Source organism: Pseudomonas sp. So3.2b, from assembly GCF_019464415.1.
GTDB classification, from domain to species: Bacteria; Pseudomonadota; Gammaproteobacteria; order Pseudomonadales; family Pseudomonadaceae; genus Aquipseudomonas; species Aquipseudomonas shahriarae.
Window position 1 is genome coordinate 3,284,401 of record NZ_CP080494.1, and the last position, 18,863, is coordinate 3,303,263.

14 protein-coding genes are annotated in these 18,863 nt (G+C 61.6%); 7 read left to right on the top strand and 7 right to left on the bottom strand.

Annotated features, from left to right (window positions below):
* The first annotated feature begins 164 nt into the window (after positions 1-164).
* The 3 genes from K1X80_RS14615 to K1X80_RS14625 all read left to right on the top strand — a co-directional run bounded on the left by K1X80_RS14615 (position 165) and on the right by K1X80_RS14625 (position 2,080).
* Positions 165-323: a hypothetical protein gene (locus K1X80_RS14615; protein ID WP_169989693.1), complete on the top strand. Its 159-nt coding sequence runs from the start codon at positions 165-167 to the stop codon at positions 321-323.
* A 143-nt stretch (positions 324-466) separates the two neighbouring features.
* Positions 467-1,603 carry a M10 family metallopeptidase C-terminal domain-containing protein gene (locus K1X80_RS14620; RefSeq protein ID WP_169989692.1) on the top strand — a complete coding sequence of 379 codons (1,137 nt, stop codon included), beginning with the start codon at positions 467-469 and terminating at the stop codon, positions 1,601-1,603.
* Between the two features lie 318 nt (positions 1,604-1,921).
* Positions 1,922-2,080 carry a hypothetical protein gene (locus tag K1X80_RS14625; RefSeq protein ID WP_162947732.1) on the top strand — a complete coding sequence of 53 codons (159 nt, stop codon included), beginning with the start codon at positions 1,922-1,924 and terminating at the stop codon, positions 2,078-2,080.
* A gap of 11 nt (positions 2,081-2,091) precedes the next feature.
* Here K1X80_RS14625 and K1X80_RS14630 read toward each other — a convergent pair whose 3' ends face one another.
* Positions 2,092-2,586, bottom strand: a complete 495-nt coding sequence (locus K1X80_RS14630; protein WP_057959468.1) for an MgtC/SapB family protein — start codon at positions 2,584-2,586, stop codon at positions 2,092-2,094.
* A gap of 119 nt (positions 2,587-2,705) precedes the next feature.
* On the opposite strand from K1X80_RS14630, the gene K1X80_RS14635 reads away from it, so the two are divergent.
* The 4 genes from K1X80_RS14635 to K1X80_RS14650 all read left to right on the top strand — a co-directional run bounded on the left by K1X80_RS14635 (position 2,706) and on the right by K1X80_RS14650 (position 6,597).
* Positions 2,706-2,945 carry a DUF3203 family protein gene (locus K1X80_RS14635; RefSeq protein ID WP_057436618.1) on the top strand — a complete coding sequence of 80 codons (240 nt, stop codon included), beginning with the start codon at positions 2,706-2,708 and terminating at the stop codon, positions 2,943-2,945.
* 195 nt (positions 2,946-3,140) lie between these two features.
* A complete protein-coding gene (gene ccoG / locus K1X80_RS14640) occupies positions 3,141-4,556 on the top strand; it encodes a cytochrome c oxidase accessory protein CcoG (RefSeq protein WP_057959467.1) in 1,416 nt (471 codons plus the stop codon).
* A 73-nt stretch (positions 4,557-4,629) separates the two neighbouring features.
* Positions 4,630-6,039, top strand: coding sequence for a GntR family transcriptional regulator MpaR (mapR, locus tag K1X80_RS14645; protein WP_057436622.1), 1,410 nt, complete (start codon positions 4,630-4,632; stop codon positions 6,037-6,039).
* 96 nt (positions 6,040-6,135) lie between these two features.
* Positions 6,136-6,597 (top strand): hypothetical protein, encoded by a 462-nt coding sequence (locus K1X80_RS14650; protein ID WP_253207605.1) that lies wholly within the window; start codon positions 6,136-6,138, stop codon positions 6,595-6,597.
* An 18-nt stretch (positions 6,598-6,615) separates the two neighbouring features.
* Here the strand turns inward: K1X80_RS14650 and K1X80_RS14655 are convergent, their stop codons facing one another.
* The 6 genes from K1X80_RS14655 to K1X80_RS14680 form a co-directional block, all read right to left on the bottom strand.
* Positions 6,616-7,362 (bottom strand): SDR family oxidoreductase, encoded by a 747-nt coding sequence (locus K1X80_RS14655; RefSeq protein WP_057959466.1) that lies wholly within the window; start codon positions 7,360-7,362, stop codon positions 6,616-6,618.
* Positions 7,363-7,449: 87 nt separating this feature from the next.
* Positions 7,450-9,531: a bifunctional diguanylate cyclase/phosphodiesterase gene (locus tag K1X80_RS14660; protein ID WP_169989689.1), complete on the bottom strand. Its 2,082-nt coding sequence runs from the start codon at positions 9,529-9,531 to the stop codon at positions 7,450-7,452.
* A gap of 241 nt (positions 9,532-9,772) precedes the next feature.
* Entirely contained in the window at positions 9,773-11,224 is a 1,452-nt protein-coding gene (locus tag K1X80_RS14665) for an efflux transporter outer membrane subunit (RefSeq protein ID WP_169989688.1), read from the bottom strand.
* A complete protein-coding gene (locus K1X80_RS14670; protein ID WP_186625406.1) occupies positions 11,221-14,328 on the bottom strand; it encodes an efflux RND transporter permease subunit in 3,108 nt (1,035 codons plus the stop codon). Before K1X80_RS14670 ends, K1X80_RS14665 begins: the two co-directional genes overlap by 4 nt.
* Positions 14,325-17,423 carry an MdtB/MuxB family multidrug efflux RND transporter permease subunit gene (locus tag K1X80_RS14675; RefSeq protein WP_120733168.1) on the bottom strand — a complete coding sequence of 1,033 codons (3,099 nt, stop codon included), beginning with the start codon at positions 17,421-17,423 and terminating at the stop codon, positions 14,325-14,327. Before K1X80_RS14675 ends, K1X80_RS14670 begins: the two co-directional genes overlap by 4 nt.
* A complete protein-coding gene (locus tag K1X80_RS14680) occupies positions 17,420-18,724 on the bottom strand; it encodes an MdtA/MuxA family multidrug efflux RND transporter periplasmic adaptor subunit (RefSeq protein ID WP_220172245.1) in 1,305 nt (434 codons plus the stop codon). The genes K1X80_RS14675 and K1X80_RS14680 overlap by 4 nt, the downstream gene beginning before the upstream one ends.
* Positions 18,725-18,863: the final 139 nt, after the last annotated feature.

The window sequence follows — 18,863 nt, forward strand, 5'->3', positions numbered from 1 at the left end:
GCTTGATTGTCAGTGCTGCAGGCGGGCTCTTCCTGAGCCGGCCACATAAGGTCCGAGCCCGGTGGCCGGCGGAAAGTTCAGATGGATGTGCCGCCCGCCGGGCGGGAATCAATCGGCCGTGCCGATTGTCCCCGATACAACAAAGCACAAAGGAGGCCATACCGATGAGTAGCCCGATCCCCGCACGAACCCCAGAGCCCAATATAGACAAGCCACCACTGCCGCCCACTGAGCCAGTACCGATTCCCGAGCAGGAGCCACCTGAAAACCTGCCACCACCGATGGAGGACCCACCGCAAACCGCGCCACCGGTCGTCGCCTGAAAAGCGTCGCTGCTTGCCCGCGATCGGGCAAGCATTAGAGATACGTCCTACCAACCAGCCCGAAAGCACTGAAGTCGATCGCCCTCGCCCATAGATAGGCTGACTTGCGCATGCATCACGTCAAACCCATGCGAGGGCTCATCATGTCAATTCAACCCGCTAATCATCAGCCGTACCGACCTATCACGTCGCTTCCTGAAAAAGTGCCACTTAATCATTCTCAAGAGATTCTGCGCTTGCTCAAGGCCGGCCCAAGTGCCCCCTCACGAACAAAAACGCCTGACAGACCGCGTCAGCAGCCAACGCCTACCTCACAGTTCAAAACCACGCGCCAACCTGACGCAAAGCCTGCCGAGCGTGGCTATCCCCCCCGGCAGTCCGAGGCAGCCACTGCACAGGCCAAGCCTCGCCCACAAACGCCTGACGTAGGCTCTGTAATAGCCGACAAAGTTGGCAAGTTATTGAACCGCGACAGTGTCATACAAATGTTGCGCGAGCCGTTTTCCATGGAGACCAGGAGCCGTCTCAGCGAACTGCGCACGTTGTTGAGCCCGGCCAATATCCGCACGATGCAGAATGGCCCCAATGCCGCCGGAACGATCAGGCAACTCAACGAATTCAAGACACTCTTGAGCCAAACAAACCTCGAGCACCTGCAAGATACTGCGGCAGCCGTGGAGGTCCCTGGGTTGAGTAAGAATGAAATCAGATCACGCATGAACACCGGCGACCCCGAGGCGGATTTCAGGGCCAGCCAGGAAGTCGAGCAAGAGTTGCGTCTGGAGGAAGTGAATATCAAGCAGCGCAAGCGCGATAGCGCAGGCACCGCCAAGGCCCTTTCCGGCCTCGGCCAATCATTGAACGCGCTCCCCCAGGACACGCCAACGGATGAGACACCGTCCCAGGCAAAGCCAACACCGGAGAATAACCCGCCGATACAGACAACCCAGACACCCCAGCCCAGGGACAATCCACCTGCCCAAGGCAGCAGCCAAACCTTCACCTTCGGCAATATTGGCGAATCGATCCTGGCAGCGCCGAGTGAAGTCATGAACTTTGCCCACGGCCGTGACAAGCTCGATGTCTCGGGAGTTCGTGCCCAACTGGGTAATAAACCCCTTGACCTGGTAGAGAACTTCTCAGGCGCCAGCGGTGAAATGCAGATTCACTACCTCCCGGGTACCCACACAAGCGTGGTGATGATCGCAGGCGATCCCGGGAAGCCACCGTTCGTGGTCAAGGTGTTTGGTGAAGTGACCTACAGCGATCTGGTGACCTGAGCAGGCGGCGGTGATTAAAGGGCCGCACAGGTGATTCGGTAATTTGACTGACCTGGATCAGCACGCCCTGCGTGCTGATCCAGGCACCGGCCCCGCGGCTTGCGGGGGCTGATGAGCGAAAGACCCTGAGCTAATCCGGGTAGGACGCTCTTGTGCTTGATTGTCAGTGCTGCAGGCGGGCTCTTCCTGAGCCGGCCACATAAGGTCCGAGCCCGATGGCCGGCGGAACGTTCAGAGGGGTGTGCCGCCACCGGGCGGGAATCAATCGGCCGTGGCGGTTGTCCACCGATTGAGAAAAACACAAACGAGGCCACCGCGATGAACATCCCGATTCCTGCTGAAACACCCGACCCGAATATTGATACACCGACCTTGCCGCCGACCGAGCCTGCGCCGATTCCTGAACAGGAACCGCCGGAAAGCGTGCCACCGGCAAAGGAAGAGCCGCCTACGACTATGCCGCCGGTTATCGTGTAGGAGCCCCGTAGCTAAGGCTTGTCTAGTAGTTTCACAATCCTTGGCATCACGCTGAACACCAGTAGCGCCAGCACGGTGCTCAGTACCGCAGTGGACTCCTTGCCCAACCCCGCCGCCACCCCGATGGCGGCGGTCATCCACAGGCCGGCTGCGGTGGTCAAGCCCTTGACGTGCTGGTCAGTGTCCTCCTCCTTGCCCTTGAGAATCGTCCCCGCACCGAGGAAACCGATACCGGCGATCACCCCCTGCACCACCCGGCTCATGGCGTCTGCCTGGGAGCCGGACATCTGTGGCACCAGCACAAACAAGGCAGCGCCCATCGCCACCAGCATATGGGTGCGCACACCGGCGGCCTTGCCTTTCTGTTCGCGCTCAAAGCCCAGGATGCCACCCAGAATCGCGGCGATCAGCAGGCGTAGGGTGATTTGCGTCAGTTGCCGCGCATCGCCGATATCGGCGAATTCGCTTTGCAGGGTTTGCCAGACTTCTTGCCACCAGGCGTCCATGGTCCTGTCCTTTTCATGGGAGATAGAAGATGGACAGCAACGACCGCCAGTCAGTTGCGCCGAACCATTGGCCGGTGAGCGTCACCTAATGAACAGCACCGAACAACCAGGAGAAGACCATGCCCGTACGTATCGAAAACCAGACCTGCTATTTCAAGACCGACGACAACGGTGAAGAACAACGCTGCAGCGTTTTGGAGGTGACGGTGATTACCGACAGCGACAAATCCATGTCGGCGGTCGAGATCGACGGCCAACGGATCTACATCACCGAAGCCGAGGCCGACGCCTTGACCGTCGCAGGTGCCATTGACGGGCGCAAGCACCTCAAGGCCAGCACCGGTGATTCGGTGATTTGATTGACCTGGATCAGCATGCCTTGCGTGCTGTTGATCCAGGCACCGGCCCCGCGGCTTGCGGGGTGCTGCACATTGTCGCAGCGGCGCGCTAAAAACTCATCTGATCCGCTTTTTATGGTTTTACCTGAGTCTGTTATGCAAACAGATCGCGGCCCATAGTTCATCCGCCTGATGGAGGCTGATGAGCGAAAGACCATGAGCGATAGAATCCCCGTCCGATTAGTAGAAAATTTCGAGCCTGCACATCCAAAGAAGATGAAGGCCAAATCCAGCGACAACCTGATTCACACCCGCAGTTTCACCGGCCTGTTCCGGACCTTGCGCATAAGCGGTGCAGGCTTTCTGTTCCTGGCGTTTTTTGGCACCGTGTGGCTGAACTGGGACTCACGCCAGGCGGTGTTGTGGGACCTGGCTGAAAGCAAGTTCCATATTTTTGGCGCAACCTTCTGGCCCCAGGATTTCATCCTGTTGTCGGCGCTGTTGATCATCTGTGCCTTCGGGCTGTTTGCCATTACGGTATTTGCCGGCCGCGTCTGGTGTGGCTACACCTGCCCGCAAAGCTCGTTTACCTGGCTGTTCATGTGGTGCGAGAAAGTCACCGAAGGTGAGCGAAACCAGCGGATCAAGCTGCAGGCCGCGCCCTGGAGCGTGAATAAACTGGCGCGCCGCGCCGCCAAACACACCCTGTGGCTGGCAATCAGTGTGCTGACCGGCTTGACCTTTGTCGGCTATTTCACCCCGATCCGGCCCCTGGCCGAGGAGCTGCTGACCTGGCAGATGGGCGGTGTCAGCCTGTTCTGGGTGCTGTTCTTTACCGGCGCCACCTACATCAACGCCGGCTGGCTGCGGGAAGCGGTGTGCATGCATATGTGCCCGTATGCACGGTTCCAGAGCGTGATGTTCGACAAGGACACCCTGACCATTTCCTACGACGCCGCCCGTGGCGAAAGCCGTGGCCCGCGCAAACGCGATGTGAACCCGGCCGATGTGGGTCTGGGCGACTGCATCGACTGCCACTTGTGCGTGCAGGTCTGCCCCACCGGCATCGACATCCGCGATGGCCTGCAGATGGAGTGCATCGGCTGCGCCGCCTGCATCGACGCCTGCGATTCGATCATGGATAAAATGGGTTATGCCCGGGGCTTGATCAGTTACACCTCCGAACATCAGTTGCAGGGTGGCAAGACCCACCTGCTGCGGCCACGCCTGATCGGCTACAGTGCCGTGCTGCTGGTGATGATCGCCGCCCTGGTGATGGCACTGGCGCAACGGCCCATGGTCTCGCTGGACGTCACCAAGGACCGTGGCATGTTCCGGGAGAACAGCCAGGGGTTGATCGAGAACATCTACAGTTTGAAGATCATCAACAAGACCCAGCAGCGCCAGGATTACCGCGTGCAACTGGTGGATGGTGAAGGCTTCCAGCTACAGGGCAAGACCGAGATCAGCCTGGAGCCAGGAGAGATCACGGATGTGCCGGTGTCTGTGGCGCTGACCCGTGACAAGCCGACCAGCAGCTCGCAAACCATCCGTTTCAAGGTGACGGATATCGACGAGCCAAGTGTTTATAGTGTCGCCGACAGCCGTTTTGTCGCGCCGCTGAACCGCTGACCCACGCAATCCCCCTGTGGGAGCAGGCTAGCCCTCTCCCACATTTTGACCGCTGTAGAACATTAGGATCACGATGAAACGCTACGAGAAATTTGCCGACGACATCGCTGAACTGATCCGCTCCGGCGTCCTCGGGCCGGGCCAGCGGGTGCCGTCGGTGCGCTATGCCAGCCAGACCTATGGCGTCAGCCCCTCCACGGTGTTCCAGGCCTATTACCTGCTGGAGCGCCGCGGCCTGATCCGGGCGCGGCCGCGCTCCGGGTATTTCGTCAATACCCACGCGCCCAGCCCGTTTTCGGAGCCGGCAGTCAGCGCTCATGTTCACGAATCCACCGAGGTGGACGTCAGTGAGCTGGTGTTCTCGGTACTGGATTCGATCAAGGATCCGCAGACCGTGCCCTTCGGCTCGGCCTTCCCCAGCCCGACGCTGTTCCCCCTGCAACGCCTGGCCCGCTCCATGGCCAGCGCCAGCCGCGAAATGGACCCGCGCATGGTGGTCACGGACATGTCGCCGGGCAACCCGCAACTGCGTCGGCAAATCGCCCTGCGCTACATGGTCGGTGGCTTGATGCTGCCCATGGAAGAGCTGCTGATCACCAACGGCGCCCTGGAAGCGCTGAACCTGTGCCTGCAAGCGGTGACTGAGCCTGGCGATCTGGTGGCCATCGAAGCCCCGGCGTTTTATGCCTGCCTGCAAGTGTTGGAGCGCTTGAAGCTCAAGGCCGTGGAAATTCCGGTGCATCCGCGTGATGGCATTGACCTGAAGGTGCTGGCCCAGACCCTGGAGCGCTACCCGATCAAGGCCTGCTGGTGTATGACCAGCTTCCAGAACCCCATGGGTGCGACCATGCCCGAGGCCAAGAAGCAGGAGCTGGTCGAGTTGTTGCGCGGGCACCAGGTGCCGCTGATTGAAGACGATGTGTACGCCGAACTGTACTACGGTCAACAGGCGCCCAAGCCGGCCAAGGCCTTCGACACTGAAGGCCTGGTGATGCACTGCGGTTCCTTCGCCAAGAGCCTGGCCCCGGGCTACCGCGTAGGCTGGGTTGCGGCAGGCCGCTACGCGCAAAAGATTGAACGTCTGAAGCTGATGACCTCGCTATGCGCCTCGATGCCGGCCCAGGCGGCCATTGCCGACTATCTGCAACACGGCGGCTACGACCGCCACCTGCGCAAATTGCGTTATGCCCTGGAAGAACAGCAAAGTGCCATGCTCGCGGCCATCGCCCGTTACTTTCCGGCGCAAACCCGGGTCAGTCAGCCCGCCGGCGGATATTTCCTGTGGCTGGAGCTGCCGGAGCAGACCGACTCGCTGAAACTGTTCCAGATGGCCCTGGCCCAGGGCATCAGCATTGCACCGGGGCCGATCTTTTCGCCGACCCAGCGTTTTCGTAACTGTATCCGTCTGAATTACGGCAGCCCCTGGGATGAAACAGCGGAAAAGGCCATGGAGACGCTGGGGCGGATTGTGCGTTCGTTTTGAAAAACGCCTTGAAATAGATCAGCTCAACGGTGCCGTTGGACCGCGTGATTGCGCGGTTTAACATTCGCCTCTTTTCACTCAAAAAAGAGAGGTGCCATGAACAATGTCCTACCACCATTTTTTCATTTTCCATTGCCCATCCCGCCCAACTACATGCGGGTCGCAGAACAGCGCGCAGTCCGCCAACTGACTGGCCCCATGGGACGCCCTGCGGGGGATCACCGTTCGGCGGAAAGGATTATCGAACAGAGTGCGGTGTTGACGGACTACGTCGACGGCAACGATCGCTGGCAATTGGACCGGGATCTCAAGCGGCATCTGGGCGACTGGACGCAAGCCAATCCGGACCCGGACGCTCGCGCCAACGCCGCCTACGATCTGGATAAGGTGTTGCGCTTCATTGATAACCTGGACGAGTGCAAGCTCGACGGTAGTGAGGAGCGCAACGGCAAGATAGACGGGTTTTCCGAAAGGGGTGTGGTCATCCTGCACAACTCCGAGGCTGACCGCCTGGACCAGTTCGCCCGCAAAGGCTACTCGGTGCTGCCCACCTTTTGACGCGTTACGGCAGGCCTGCTAGCGGCCGCCCCCCAGGTCAATAAACGTCCCGGTGGCGTAGGACGCCTTGTCCGACAACAGCCAGACAATCGCTTCCGCCACTTCATCCGGGCGCCCGCCGCGGGCCATGGGAATGCCGGACTCAAGCTTGCTGACCCGATCCGGGTCGCCGCTCAGGGCATGGAACTCGGTGTAGATATAGCCGGGGCGCACGGCATTGACACGAATCCCCTCGCCCGCCACTTCCTTGGACAGGCCAACGGTGAAGCTGTCCAGCGCGCCCTTGGACGCCGCATAGTCCACATACTCACCGGGCGCGCCAATGCGCGAGGCCACCGACGAGACGTTGACGATGCTGCCACCCTGCCCGCCATGCTTGGGCGACATGCGCAGCAGCGCATGCTTGGCACACAGGATCGGCCCTAGCACGTTGGTCTTGAGGACTTTCAGGATACGGAATTCGGACATCTCATCGACCCGTGATTTATGCCCGACGGTCCCGGCATTGTTGACCAGCGCGGTGACGCGCCCCAGTTCGGTGTCGACGCGGTTGAACAGGCTGATCACTTCGTCTTCGATGCTGACATCGGCGCGCACCGCAATGGCCTGGGCACCGAGTGCGCGCACTTGCTCCAGTACCCGCAGAGCGGCGGCTTCATCGGACTGGAAATTGATGCAGATGCGATAGCCCTGTCGGGCCGCCAGCAAGGCTGTGGCGGCGCCGATCCCACGACTGCCACCGGTGATGATGACGACTTTGTCCATGCGTAGTGACTCCCCATTCAACCTGAGCTGTTGGATCCAAGAATACCTGCGCCTGCCAGGTTTTGCATGGACCGGGGTCAATTGATCTCACGGTGGGGTCAAGCGCTCCCTGGCCACGATGGCGCTCATAAAGGTATCCGCCGGCAGTGGGTGGCCCAGCAGGTAGCCTTGCAGCGAGTTACAGCCCAGGCGCGTGAGGAAATCCTGCTGCATGTCGGTCTCGACCCCCTCGGCAACGATGCGCAGGCCCAGGGCCTGGCCCAGGGCGACAATTGCCGAGACGATGGCGGCATCGTCGCTGTCGTGCTCCAGGTCGCGCACAAAGCCACGGTCGATTTTCAGCTCATTGGCCGGCAGGCGCTTGAGGTACATCAGACTGGAGTAGCCGGTGCCAAAGTCGTCAATGGACAAATCCACGCCCATTTCCGAGAGTTCCTGCAACACCCGCATGCTCGCATCGGCATCGCTCATAGCCGTGGTTTCGGTGATTTCCAGGGTCAGGCTATTGGCCGGCAACTGGTGGCGCTGCAGGGCGTTGGCCACACTGGTGACCAGCCCGGCATGGCAGAACTGCAGGGCCGACAGGTTCACCGCAATACGCCAGTCCCGGTACCCCTGGGCAAACCACACCTGCATTTGCCGGCATGCTTCGTTGAGCACCCAATCGCCGATGGCGATGATCACCCCGGTTTTTTCCGCCAACTCGATAAACTTGTCCGGCAGCAACAGGCCGTGTTGTGGGTGCTCCCAGCGCAACAGGGCTTCGGCACCGATGGCGCGACCGCTGAGGGCGTCGAACTTGGGCTGGTAGTACAGGCGCAACTGCTGCTGTTCAACCGCCTTGCGCAAATCCTGCAACAGTTGCAGTTGCTTGCGCGCATTGGTGTTCATTGACACATCAAAAAAGCTGTAGCCGTTCTTGCCCATGCTCTTGGCGTGATACATCGCCGCATCGGCATTCATCAACAGTTCCTGGGGCGTTGCGCCGTTACCGGGGAACAGGGCAATGCCGACACTGGCAGAGATGCTCAAGTCATGCTCGGCTACGCGGAACGATTGGTTGATCAATCCCACCTGGCGTTCGGCCAGACGCAGCGCATCGTCGGGCTGGCTCAACTGCACCAGCAACACGAACTCATCGCCGCCGATCCGCGCCAGGGTGTCCTGACCGCGCAGGTCTTCGCGCAGGCGCAGGCCCACCTCGCGCAGCAATTGGTCACCCAGATGATGGCCGAAGGCGTCATTGACCGGTTTAAAACCGTCGAGGTCGATAAACATCAGGGCAAAACACCCACCTTGCTCCGCCACCAACTGGGTGGCCTGCTGAATGCGATCGGCCAGCAGCGTACGGTTTGGCAGGCCGGTCAGCGTGTCGTGCAGGGCCAGGTGGGTGAGTTCCTGGTTGGCCAGGCTCAAGGAATCGGCCAACACAGCGGTGCGTGCTTCCAGGCGCGCATCGAGCAAGGAGGTCAATAGCGCGAAGGCCAGGATTGCCAGGGTGGTCACCAACACTAGATTGTCCAGGCCGGTGCCGCTCAGGCCATCCACCGACGCCCCGCAAAAACTGCCATCGGCAAAACGCGCCGCCGCCATGCCGGTGTAATGCATGCCGACGATGGCCACGCCCATCACCACCGCCGCAGCGCTCCGTGCCAGGCGTACATAGGGGGTGTTGCGCCGCAGTTTGAAGGCAATCCATAACGCGGCGGCCGAGGCCCCCACGGCAATCAGCAATGAGGCGATGAACAAGGTGGGGTCGTAGTCGATGCCCGGCATCATGCGCATGGCGGCCATGCCGGTGTAGTGCATGGTGCTGATCCCCGCCCCCATGATCAAGGCGCCAAACCCCAGTTGCCAGGCCGGCAGACGCGGTTGGTTGACCAGCCACAGGGCGAAGCCACTGGACAGGACGGCGATCAACAGCGACAGCGCCGTTATGCCGATGTCGTAGCCCAGGGCAATCGGCAGGCGAAACGCCAACATCCCGATAAAGTGCATCGACCACACGCCAATCCCCATGGCCAGGGCGCCGCCGGCCATCCACAGGTACACAGCCCGGCCCTTGGCGGTGGCAATCCGACCGGTCAGGTCCAGAGCGGTATAGGACGCCAGGATGGCCACAAACAGGGAGATCAGGACCAACGCGGGGGAATAACTGCCGGTAAGCATGTGACGTCTCATGGATGACGATGCGAACGGCGTCCGTGCCGGGGGAAAGTCGGGGATTGTAGCGAGAATAATTCTCGTACAGGTGGAATATTGTCACAAGGCCATTACTGAAAATGTATGGCCTGGGGAGGGGCGAAACTACAGTCGGTGGAAGCGGGCTTGCCCGCGATGGCGTCAGCAATAACCCCTGAGGGTTTATCAGCTGTTCATCCGTTATCGTTGACGACCATCGCCGACAGGGTCAGGGTTTTTCGTTTGGCTCCAACTGGCCATCCCAACCACCACCCAGCGCTGCAATCAGTTGCACGCTGGCCACCAGCCGGGTTTGCAGCAAGGTCAGCACGGTACGTTCGTTGCTCAACGCCGTCGCCTGGACGTTGACCACATCCAGGTAGGCAATCAGGCCGGCCTTGTACTGGTTCTGGGTCAGGCGCAGGGATTCCCGCGCGGACTCCAGGGCCTCGTTGCTCACGCCCGCCTCGTCTTCCAGAACCTTGAGCTGGACCATGTAGTTTTCCACCTCGCGGAAACCGTCGAGTACGGTCTGGCGGTACTTGGCCACGGTTTCGTCGTAGGACGCTTCGGCGCGGTCAACTTCTGCCGAGCGCTGCCCGCCGTCGAACAGGGTCATCGCCAGTTTCGGCCCCACCGACCAGAAGCGGTTGGGCAGGCTGATCCAGTCGGCATAGGTGCTGCTGGAGTAACCACCGGCCAGACTCAGGGTCAGGTCGGGGTAGTAGGCGGTTTTCGCCACGCCGATATTGGCGTTGGCGGCAATCACTGCGCGCTCCGCCGAGGCAATATCCGGGCGGCGTTCCAGCAGTTGCGATGGCAGGTTGGCAGGAATCTGCGGCAGTGCCGGTATGTCCTTGCTCACCGCCAGGTTGAACATGGCAGGAGGTTCGCCGATCAATACCGCGATGGCGTTTTCCAGTTGCGCCCGTTGCCAAACCAGGTCGATCAGACTGGCCTGGGTACTCTTGAGCTGGGTCTGGGCCTGGGCGACAGCGTCCTTGCCTGAGACACCGGCGCGGTACTGGTTCTGGGTCATTTGCAGCGAGCGCTGATAGGTCTCGACGGTGGTTTGCAGCAAGCGCGTCTGTTCGTCCATGACCCGCAATTGCAGGTAGTTCTGCACCAGTTCCGACTGCTGGCTCAGGCGCATGGCCGCCAGGTCGGCGGCGCTGGCTTGGGCGCTGGCGTCGCTGGCTTCCAGGCCTCGGCGTAATTTGCCCCAGATATCGGCTTCCCAGCTCACCCCCAACTGGGTGTTGAGGGTGTCGCGGATACCACTGCTGGAGCTGCTCAAGCTCGCATTACTGCTACCCGTGCCCTGGCTGGCGCGGGTTTTCCCGGCGCTCAGGTCGACGGTCGGAAAGAACGCGCCACGGGAGCTGCGTGCCGTGGCCTGGGCCTGGCGGTAGCGGGCTTCGGCCTGGGCCACGGTCTGGTTGGCGTTGTTGAGCTTGTCCACCAGGCTGTTGAGTTGCTGGTCGCCATACAGCTCCCACCAGGCGCCACGGGCCAGGGCATCGCTGGGGGCGGCCTGGCGCCAGCCCTGGGCTTCTTTGTACTGCGCCGGCTCGGCAACTTGCGGGCGCTGGTAATCGGGGCCGATGGCGCAGGCGCTGAGGAACACGGCGCAAAACATCACCGTCAGTGCAGGGGCCCGGAAAACAATTGATTCGGTCATAGCGGAGTGTCCAGGGCAGCGTCGGTACGCACCCCGCGCCAGCCGTTGAAACGGTGGCGCAGGCGGTCGAGATAGAGGTAAACCACCGGGGTGGTGTAAAGGGTCAGGATCTGGCTGAAGACCAGCCCGCCGATAATGGTCAGGCCCAGGGGCTGGCGCATTTCCGCGCCTTCGGCGGTGCTCAGCAGCAACGGCAAGGCCCCGAGGATCGCCGCCAGGGTGGTCATCAGGATCGGCCGCAAGCGCAGCAAACAAGCACTGCGTATGGATTCCAGGGGCTGCATGCCTTCCTTGCGCTCCAGCTGCAGGGCCAGGTCGATCATCAGGATCGCGTTTTTCTTCACCACGCCAATCAGCAGGAACAGACCCAGTAGCGAGATCAGGCTGAACTCGCCGCCCAGCACGTAGATCGACAACAGCGCGCCGACCCCGGCCGAGGGCAGGGTCGAGAGGATGGTCAGCGGGTGAATGTAGCTTTCATAGAGAATCCCCAGCACCAGGTACACCGCGACCAATGCGCCGAGGATCATGAAGGGCTGGCTTTTCTGGGTGGCGGCGAAGGCATCGGCGGTGCCGGCCATCTTGGCGATCACGTCTTCCGGCAAGCCGACCTTGGCAATCGCCCGCTCGATGGCGGCCGTGCCCTGCTCCACCGTGACCCCGGGCGCCATGTCGAAGGCAATGTCTTCGGAGGCAAACTGCCCTTCGTGGCTGACGCGGTCGTTGGCCAGGCTGTTTTCGTAGTGGGCAATGGTCGACAGCGGAATTCGCGCGCCGTCAGCGGTAATCACCTGCACCTGATTGAGGGTGATCGGGTCCTGGGCGTATTTCGGATTGACCTCCATCACCACCCGGTACTGGTTGAGGCTGTCATAAATGGTGGAAATCTGCCGCTGGCTGTAGGCGTTGTTCAGCACCGAGGTAACCATGTTCATGTCTACGCCCAGGCGCTTGGCCTGATCGCGATCAACAATCAGCGTCACCTGTTGCGCACCCCGCCCTTCGCGGGCGTCGATGGCGGTTAGTTCCGGCAACTCGCGCAGCGCGGCGACCACTTTCGGGTACCACAGGCGCAAGGCCGCCAGGTCGCCACTTTGCAGGATGTAGGAATATTGCGAAGACGTCTGGTCGCGGCCACCACCAAATTGCAGGTCCTGGTCGGCCATCAGCATCAAGCGGCCACCGGGTACCAGGGGCACGTTCTTGCGCAAGCGCTCGATCACCGCCTGGGCCGACAGCTGGCGTTCCTTGATCGGCTTGAGGCGCACCAGCATCACCGCGTTGTTGGTGCCGTTGCTGCCACCGATAAAACCCGCCACGCTTTCCACTGCCGGGTCTTGCAACACGGCTTTGCGGAAGATCTCCATCTTCGGCTGCATGACGCTGAATGACAGGCCGTCATCGCCGCGCACAAAACCGATCAATTGCCCGGTGTCCTGTTGCGGCATAAAGGTTTTGGGCACCACCACATACAGCGCGATATTCACCCCGATGGTCACGAACAGGCTGAGCAGGGTCAGCCGCTTGTGCCGCAGCACCCAGTCCAGGCTACGGGCGTAACCCGCGACCATATGGTCGTTGACCTTCTGGCTCCAGCGCTGCAAACCGGTCTCCTGCCCTTTGACATGGGGCTTGAGCCAGCGCGCGCAGAGCATCGGGGTCAGGGTCAGCGAAACCACCAGCGACACAATGATCGCCGCCGCCAGGGTGATGGAAAATTCACGGAACAGGCTGGTGACAATCCCGCCCATAAACAGGATCGACAGGAACACCGCCACCAGCGACACGTTCATCGACAGCAGGGTAAAACCGACCTCCTTGGCCCCCAGGTACGCTGCCTTCATTGGCGCGATACCGTTGTCGATATGCCGGGAAATGTTCTCCAGCACCACGATGGCATCGTCCACCACCAGGCCGGTGGCGAGGATCAGGGCCATCAGCGACAGGTTGTTCAGGGAAAATCCATAGAGGTACATGATCGCAAAGGTGCCCACCAGCGACACCGGCACCGCCAGGGTCGGGATCAGCGAGGCGCGGAAGTTGCCGAGGAACAGGTACACCACCAGGATCACCAGGGCCACGGCAATCAGCAGGGTCATTTCTGCCTCATGCAGGGTGGCGGTGATCACCGGCGAACGATCCATGGCCAGGTTGAGCTTGACGCTGGACGGCAATACCGCCTGCAACGCCGGCAACTGGGCCTTGATCTGCTTGACGGTCTCGATGATGTTGGCGCCGGACTGGCGGTTGATCACCAGCAACACCGCTGCATCATTGTTGAAAAAACCGCTGTTGTAGCGGTCTTCGACGCCATCGCTGATCTTCGCCACATCGCTCAGGCGCAAGGCGGCACCGTCCTGGTAGCGGATCAGCAGCGGCTCATAATCCTTGGCCTTTTCCAGCTGGTCATTGGCCTGGATCTGCCAGTTGCGCTCGCCATCTTCCACCGAGCCCTTGGGCCGGCGCACGTTGGCATTGGCAATGGTGTCGCGCACCTCATCCAGGGACACGCCGTACTGGTCGAGGGCCTTGGGCTCCAGCTCGATGCGCACCGCCGGCAGGGAGCTGCCGCCGATCTGCACCTCGCCCACACCCGGTACCTGGGACAGGCTTTGCGAGAGGATGGTGGACGCCAGGTCGTAGAGCTGGCCCTTGGGCAACACGTCCGAGGTCAGCGACAGCACCATGATCGGCGCCTGGGACGGGTTGATCTTCCTGTAGGTGGGCATGCTGCGCATGCCGCTGGGCAACAGGTTGCGCGAGGCGTTGATTGCCGCCTGCACTTCCCGCGCCGCGCCGTTGATATCACGGTCGGAGTCAAACGCCAGAATCACCCGGGTCGAGCCCTGGCTGGACGAACTGCTGAGGGTGGTGACCCCGGCAATCGCGCCAAAGGACCGTTCCAGCGGCGTGGCCACGGTAGACGCCATCACTTCCGGGCTCGCGCCAGGCAGGCTGGCAGAGACCACAATCACCGGGAAGTCGATCTGCGGCAACGGCGACACTGGCAGCAGGCTGAAACTGACGCCACCCAGCAACATGATCGCCAGGCTCAGCAGCATGGTGGCTACCGGCCGGCGGATAAAAGGTCCGGACAGGTTCATGGCTCAACCGGCTCCAGCGCTTCGGACTTGCGCCAGCGACGGCCAAGGCGGTCGAAGTACAGATAGATCACCGGCGTGGTAAACAGCGTGAGGATCTGGCTCAACAGCAAGCCACCGACCATCACCAGGCCCAGGGGTTGGCGCAACTCTGCGCCGGAGCCGGTGGCCAGCATCAAGGGCACCGCACCGAACAGCGCCGCCAGGGTGGTCATCAGGATCGGCCTGAAACGCAACAACGCCGCCTGGTAGATTGCGGTCTGCGGGTCCAGGCCCTGGTTGCGTTCGGCGTCGAGGGCGAAGTCAATCATCATGATCGCGTTCTTCTTCACGATGCCGATCAGCAGGATGATGCCGATGATCGCGATCATCCCCAGGTCATTGCCCGTGAGCAGCAACGCCAGCAAGGCCCCCACCGCTGCCGATGGCAAGGTCGAGAGGATGGTGATCGGGTGGATATAGCTCTCGTACAGCACGCCCAGCACGATATACATGGTCACCACTGCCGCCAGGATCAGCAGCAACGTACTCGACAGCGAGGCTTCGAACGCCTGGGCGGCGCCCTGGAACTGGGTCTGCACGCCGACCGGCATGCCAATGTCCTTCTGCACCTGGTTGATCAGCTCCACACCCTTGCCCAGGGCCACGCCGGGGGCCAGGTTGAATGACATCATTACTGCGGGGAACTGGCCGATATGGGTAATCGCCAACTGCGCCTGGCGCTGCTCGATGCGGGCCAGGCTGGACAGGCGCACCTGGCCGCCATCGGTGGTTTTCACATGGATCTGGTTCAGCGCGTCCGGCCCCAGGCTTTCGCCGGACTGGGCCTGCAGCACCACGCGGTACTGGCTGGCCTGGGTGTAGATCGTGGAAATCTGCCGCTGGCCGAAGGCGTCGTACAGGGCGTCGGTGATATTGGCTACCGACACGCCCAGGCGCGAGGCCGCGTCGCGGTCGATCACCATGTACACCTGCAAGCCTTTGTCCTGCAGGTCGCTGGCCACATCGGTGAGTTCCGGGTACTGGCTCAGGGCCTGTACCAGCTTGCCGCTCCACAGGGCCAGCAGGTCGGCATCCGGGGAGGACATGCTGAATTGGTACTGGGTGCGGCTGACACGGTCTTCGATGGTCAGGTCCTGCACCGGCTGCATAAACAGACGGATCCCCACCAGTTTGTCCAGTGTCGGTTGCAGGCGTGCAATCACCTCGACGGCGCTCAAGTCCCGCTCTTTATGGGGCTTGAGGTTGATCAGCAGGCGGCCGCTATTGAGGGTGGCGTTATCGCCATCGACGCCAATGTAGGAAGAAAGACTTTCCACTGCGGGATCTTCGAGGATGATCTTCGCCAGCTCCTGCTGGCGCTGGCTCATGGCCGCAAAGGATATCGACTGGGGTGCCTCGGAAATGCCCTGGATCACCCCGGTGTCCTGCACCGGGAAGAAGCCCTTGGGCACCACCAGGTACAACACCACCGTCAGGCCCAGGGTGGCAATGGCCACCAACAGGGTCAGCGGCTGATGCTTGAGCACCCATTGCAGCTTGCGCCCGTAGGCGGCAACCAGCCAGTCGATCCACGCGCCACTGGCCTTGTAGAAACGCCCTTGTTCTGCTTCCTTGGGTTCGCGTTTGAGCAGGCGTGCGCACATCATCGGCGTCAGGGTCAGGGACACCACCAGGGAAATCAGGATCGCCACCGCCAGGGTGATGGCAAATTCGCGGAACAGCCGCCCGACCACATCGGCCATGAACAGCAGCGGGATCAACACCGCGATCAGCGACAGGGTCAGGGAAACCAGGGTGAAGCCGATCTGCTTGGCGCCCTTGAGCGCGGCCGCCATCGGCGTCTCGCCTTCCTCGATATAGCGGGAAATGTTCTCCAGCATCACGATGGCATCGTCCACCACAAACCCAGTGGCGATGGTCAGGGCCATCAGCGTCAGGTTATTGATGGAGAAGCCAGCCAGGTACATCACGCCAAAGGTGCCGATCAGCGACAACGGCACGGCAATCGACGGGATGATGGTGGCGCTGAAACGGCGCAGGAACAGGAACGTCACCATTACCACCAACGCAATGGCGATCAGCAGTTCATGCTGCACATCGGTGACCGAGGCGCGGATGGTCTGGGTGCGGTCGGTGAGTACCGTCACGTCGAGACCGGCTGGCAGGTTGTCGGTGATGCTCGGCAGCAGCGCCTTGATCCGGTCCACCACCTCGATCACGTTGGCGCCCGGCTGGCGCTGGATATTGAGCAATACGGCCTGGTTTTCATTGGCCCAGGCGGCTAGGCGTTCGTTTTCTGCGCCATCGACGATTTGCGCGACGTCTTTGAGGCGCAGCGGTGCACCGTTGCTGTAGGCCAGGATCAGTTCGGCGTACTGCTCGGGCGATACCAACTGGTCGTTGGCATCGAGCATCGACACCCGTGTCGGGCCGTCGAAGTTGCCCTTGGGCTGGTTGACGTTGGAGGCGGCGATCAGGCTGCGTACGTCGGCCAGGTTCAAGCCATTGGCCGCCAGGGCCTCGGGGTTGACCTTGATCCGCACGGCCTGGCGCTGGCCGCCGGCGATGCTGACCATGCCCACGCCGCTGATCTGCGCGATCTTTTGCGCCATGCGCGTATCGACCAGGTCATTGAGCTTGGGCAACAGCATGGTCTTGGAGGTGACGGCCAGGGTCAGTACCGGGGTATCGGCCGGGTTGACCTTGTTGTACACCGGCGGCGCCGGCAGGTCCGAGGGCAACAGGTTGCTGGCCGCGTTGATCGCCGCCTGCACCTGTTGCTCGGCCACGTCCATATTGACGTCGAGGTTGAAGCGCAGGGTCAGGACCGAGGCCCCGCCGGAACTGGTGGAGGCCATCTGCGTCAGGCCCGGCATTTGCCCGAACTGGCGTTCCAGGGGCGCGGTGACCGCGCTGGTCATCACGTCCGGGCTGGCGCCGGGGTACAGGGTCATGACGCGGATGGTCGGGTAATCCACCTGGGGCAAGGCCGACACCGGCATCAAGCGATAGGCGATCAGGCCGGCCAGGACAATGGCCAGCATGCTCAGGGTGGTGGCGACGGGCCTGAGGATAAACAGCCGTGACAGGTTCATGCGCCGGCCTTTTGCGCCTTGCCGGCGTCAGCCGTCGGGCTGCCTTCGCCTTGTGCCGCGGGTTTGCCCTGCAAGTGTTCGGTCGGGCCGGTGGGCACCTGGTTGCTGTCGTTGACCACTTCCACATCGGTGCCATCTTTCAGGCGATCGGTGCCTTCCAGTACCACGCGGTCGCCGGCGGCCAGGCCTTCCTTGACCACGGTGTTCTGGCCATCGGTCTCACCAATCACCAGGGTGCGAATCTTGACCTTCTTGTCACCGTCCAGGGCGTAGACAAAGGTGCCATTGGTGCCGAACTGGATCGCGGCCGAAGGTACCAGCACCACGTTTTTCAGGGTGTCGGCCAGCAGCCGCACGTTGACGAACTGGTTGGGGAACAGCACCTGGTCGTGGTTATCGAAGCGCGCCTTGAATTTCAGGGTGCCGGTGGTGACGTCGATCTGGTTGTCCAGGCTTTGCAGCACACCGGTGGCTTGCAGTTGCAGGTCGCCACGGTCCCAGGCCTGCACCGGCAGCTTGTTGCCACCGCGATAGCGGGCCAGTACGGTTTGCAGGGTGTTTTCCGGCAAGGTGAACGCCACGCTGATTGGCTGGGTCTGGGTGATGATCGCCAGGGCGGTGGTGTCATTAGCCGCCACCAGGTTACCGACGTCCAACTGGCGCAAGCCAACGCGCCCGGAAATCGGCGCACGGATCTTGGTGAACTCAAGGTTGAGCTTGGCGTCATCCACCGCCCCCTGGTTGGTCTTGACCGTGCCCTGGTATTGCAGGACCAGCGCGGCAGCGGTGTCCAGGGTCTGCTTGGCGATGCTGTCCTGTTCGTAGAGGCCGCGATAACGCTCAAGGTCAACCTGAGCGTTTTTCAATTGCGCCTGGTTTTGCATCAGTGTGCCCTGGGCCTGGAGCAAGGCATTCTGATAACTGCGCGGGTCGATTTCCGCCAGCAGGTCGCCGGCCTTGACCATCTGCCCCTCTTCAAAGGCGATCTTGACCAGCTCCCCCCCGACCCGGCTGCGCACATTGATGGTGTTCAAGGCCGTCACCGTCCCCAGTGCCTTGTAGTACACCGGGAAATCCCCTGCGACCGCGGGTGCGACACGTACCGGCACCGCCGCACCCGAGCCGCCGAAGCCGGGACGCATCATCCCGGTCTTGCTGGTCCTGGCTGCCGGGGCCTCCTTCTGGGCGGTGCCGGTCGGCCAGAATTTCCAGCACAGGAAGGCAACAACCAACAGGACGAGCAAGCCAAACAGCCAGCGGCGGGAACTACGGGGGGACGATTGCATGGATTGATCAACCATTGGAGGCGAGGGCTTCTACTGTGGGAGGCTGAAAGATAAGCACTGGGGCGCGTTTAGAAAAGCGCCTTTACCGGCTATTTACCTTCAGGCTTACAAACATTTACTTTTCGTGGGGCAACATCAGCTATTTGGCCTAAAC

Coding starts and splice junctions, on each gene's coding strand:
- K1X80_RS14615 (WP_169989693.1), top strand. CDS start 165: ATGAGTAGCCCGATCCCCGCACGAACCCCAGAGCCCAATATAGACAAG.
- K1X80_RS14620 (WP_169989692.1), top strand. CDS start 467: ATGTCAATTCAACCCGCTAATCATCAGCCGTACCGACCTATCACGTCG.
- K1X80_RS14625 (WP_162947732.1), top strand. CDS start 1,922: ATGAACATCCCGATTCCTGCTGAAACACCCGACCCGAATATTGATACA.
- K1X80_RS14630 (WP_057959468.1), bottom strand. CDS start 2,586: ATGGACGCCTGGTGGCAAGAAGTCTGGCAAACCCTGCAAAGCGAATTC.
- K1X80_RS14635 (WP_057436618.1), top strand. CDS start 2,706: ATGCCCGTACGTATCGAAAACCAGACCTGCTATTTCAAGACCGACGAC.
- ccoG (WP_057959467.1), top strand. CDS start 3,141: ATGAGCGATAGAATCCCCGTCCGATTAGTAGAAAATTTCGAGCCTGCA.
- mapR (WP_057436622.1), top strand. CDS start 4,630: ATGAAACGCTACGAGAAATTTGCCGACGACATCGCTGAACTGATCCGC.
- K1X80_RS14650 (WP_253207605.1), top strand. CDS start 6,136: ATGAACAATGTCCTACCACCATTTTTTCATTTTCCATTGCCCATCCCG.
- K1X80_RS14655 (WP_057959466.1), bottom strand. CDS start 7,362: ATGGACAAAGTCGTCATCATCACCGGTGGCAGTCGTGGGATCGGCGCC.
- K1X80_RS14660 (WP_169989689.1), bottom strand. CDS start 9,531: ATGCTTACCGGCAGTTATTCCCCCGCGTTGGTCCTGATCTCCCTGTTT.
- K1X80_RS14665 (WP_169989688.1), bottom strand. CDS start 11,224: ATGACCGAATCAATTGTTTTCCGGGCCCCTGCACTGACGGTGATGTTT.
- K1X80_RS14670 (WP_186625406.1), bottom strand. CDS start 14,328: ATGAACCTGTCCGGACCTTTTATCCGCCGGCCGGTAGCCACCATGCTG.
- K1X80_RS14675 (WP_120733168.1), bottom strand. CDS start 17,423: ATGAACCTGTCACGGCTGTTTATCCTCAGGCCCGTCGCCACCACCCTG.
- K1X80_RS14680 (WP_220172245.1), bottom strand. CDS start 18,724: ATGGTTGATCAATCCATGCAATCGTCCCCCCGTAGTTCCCGCCGCTGG.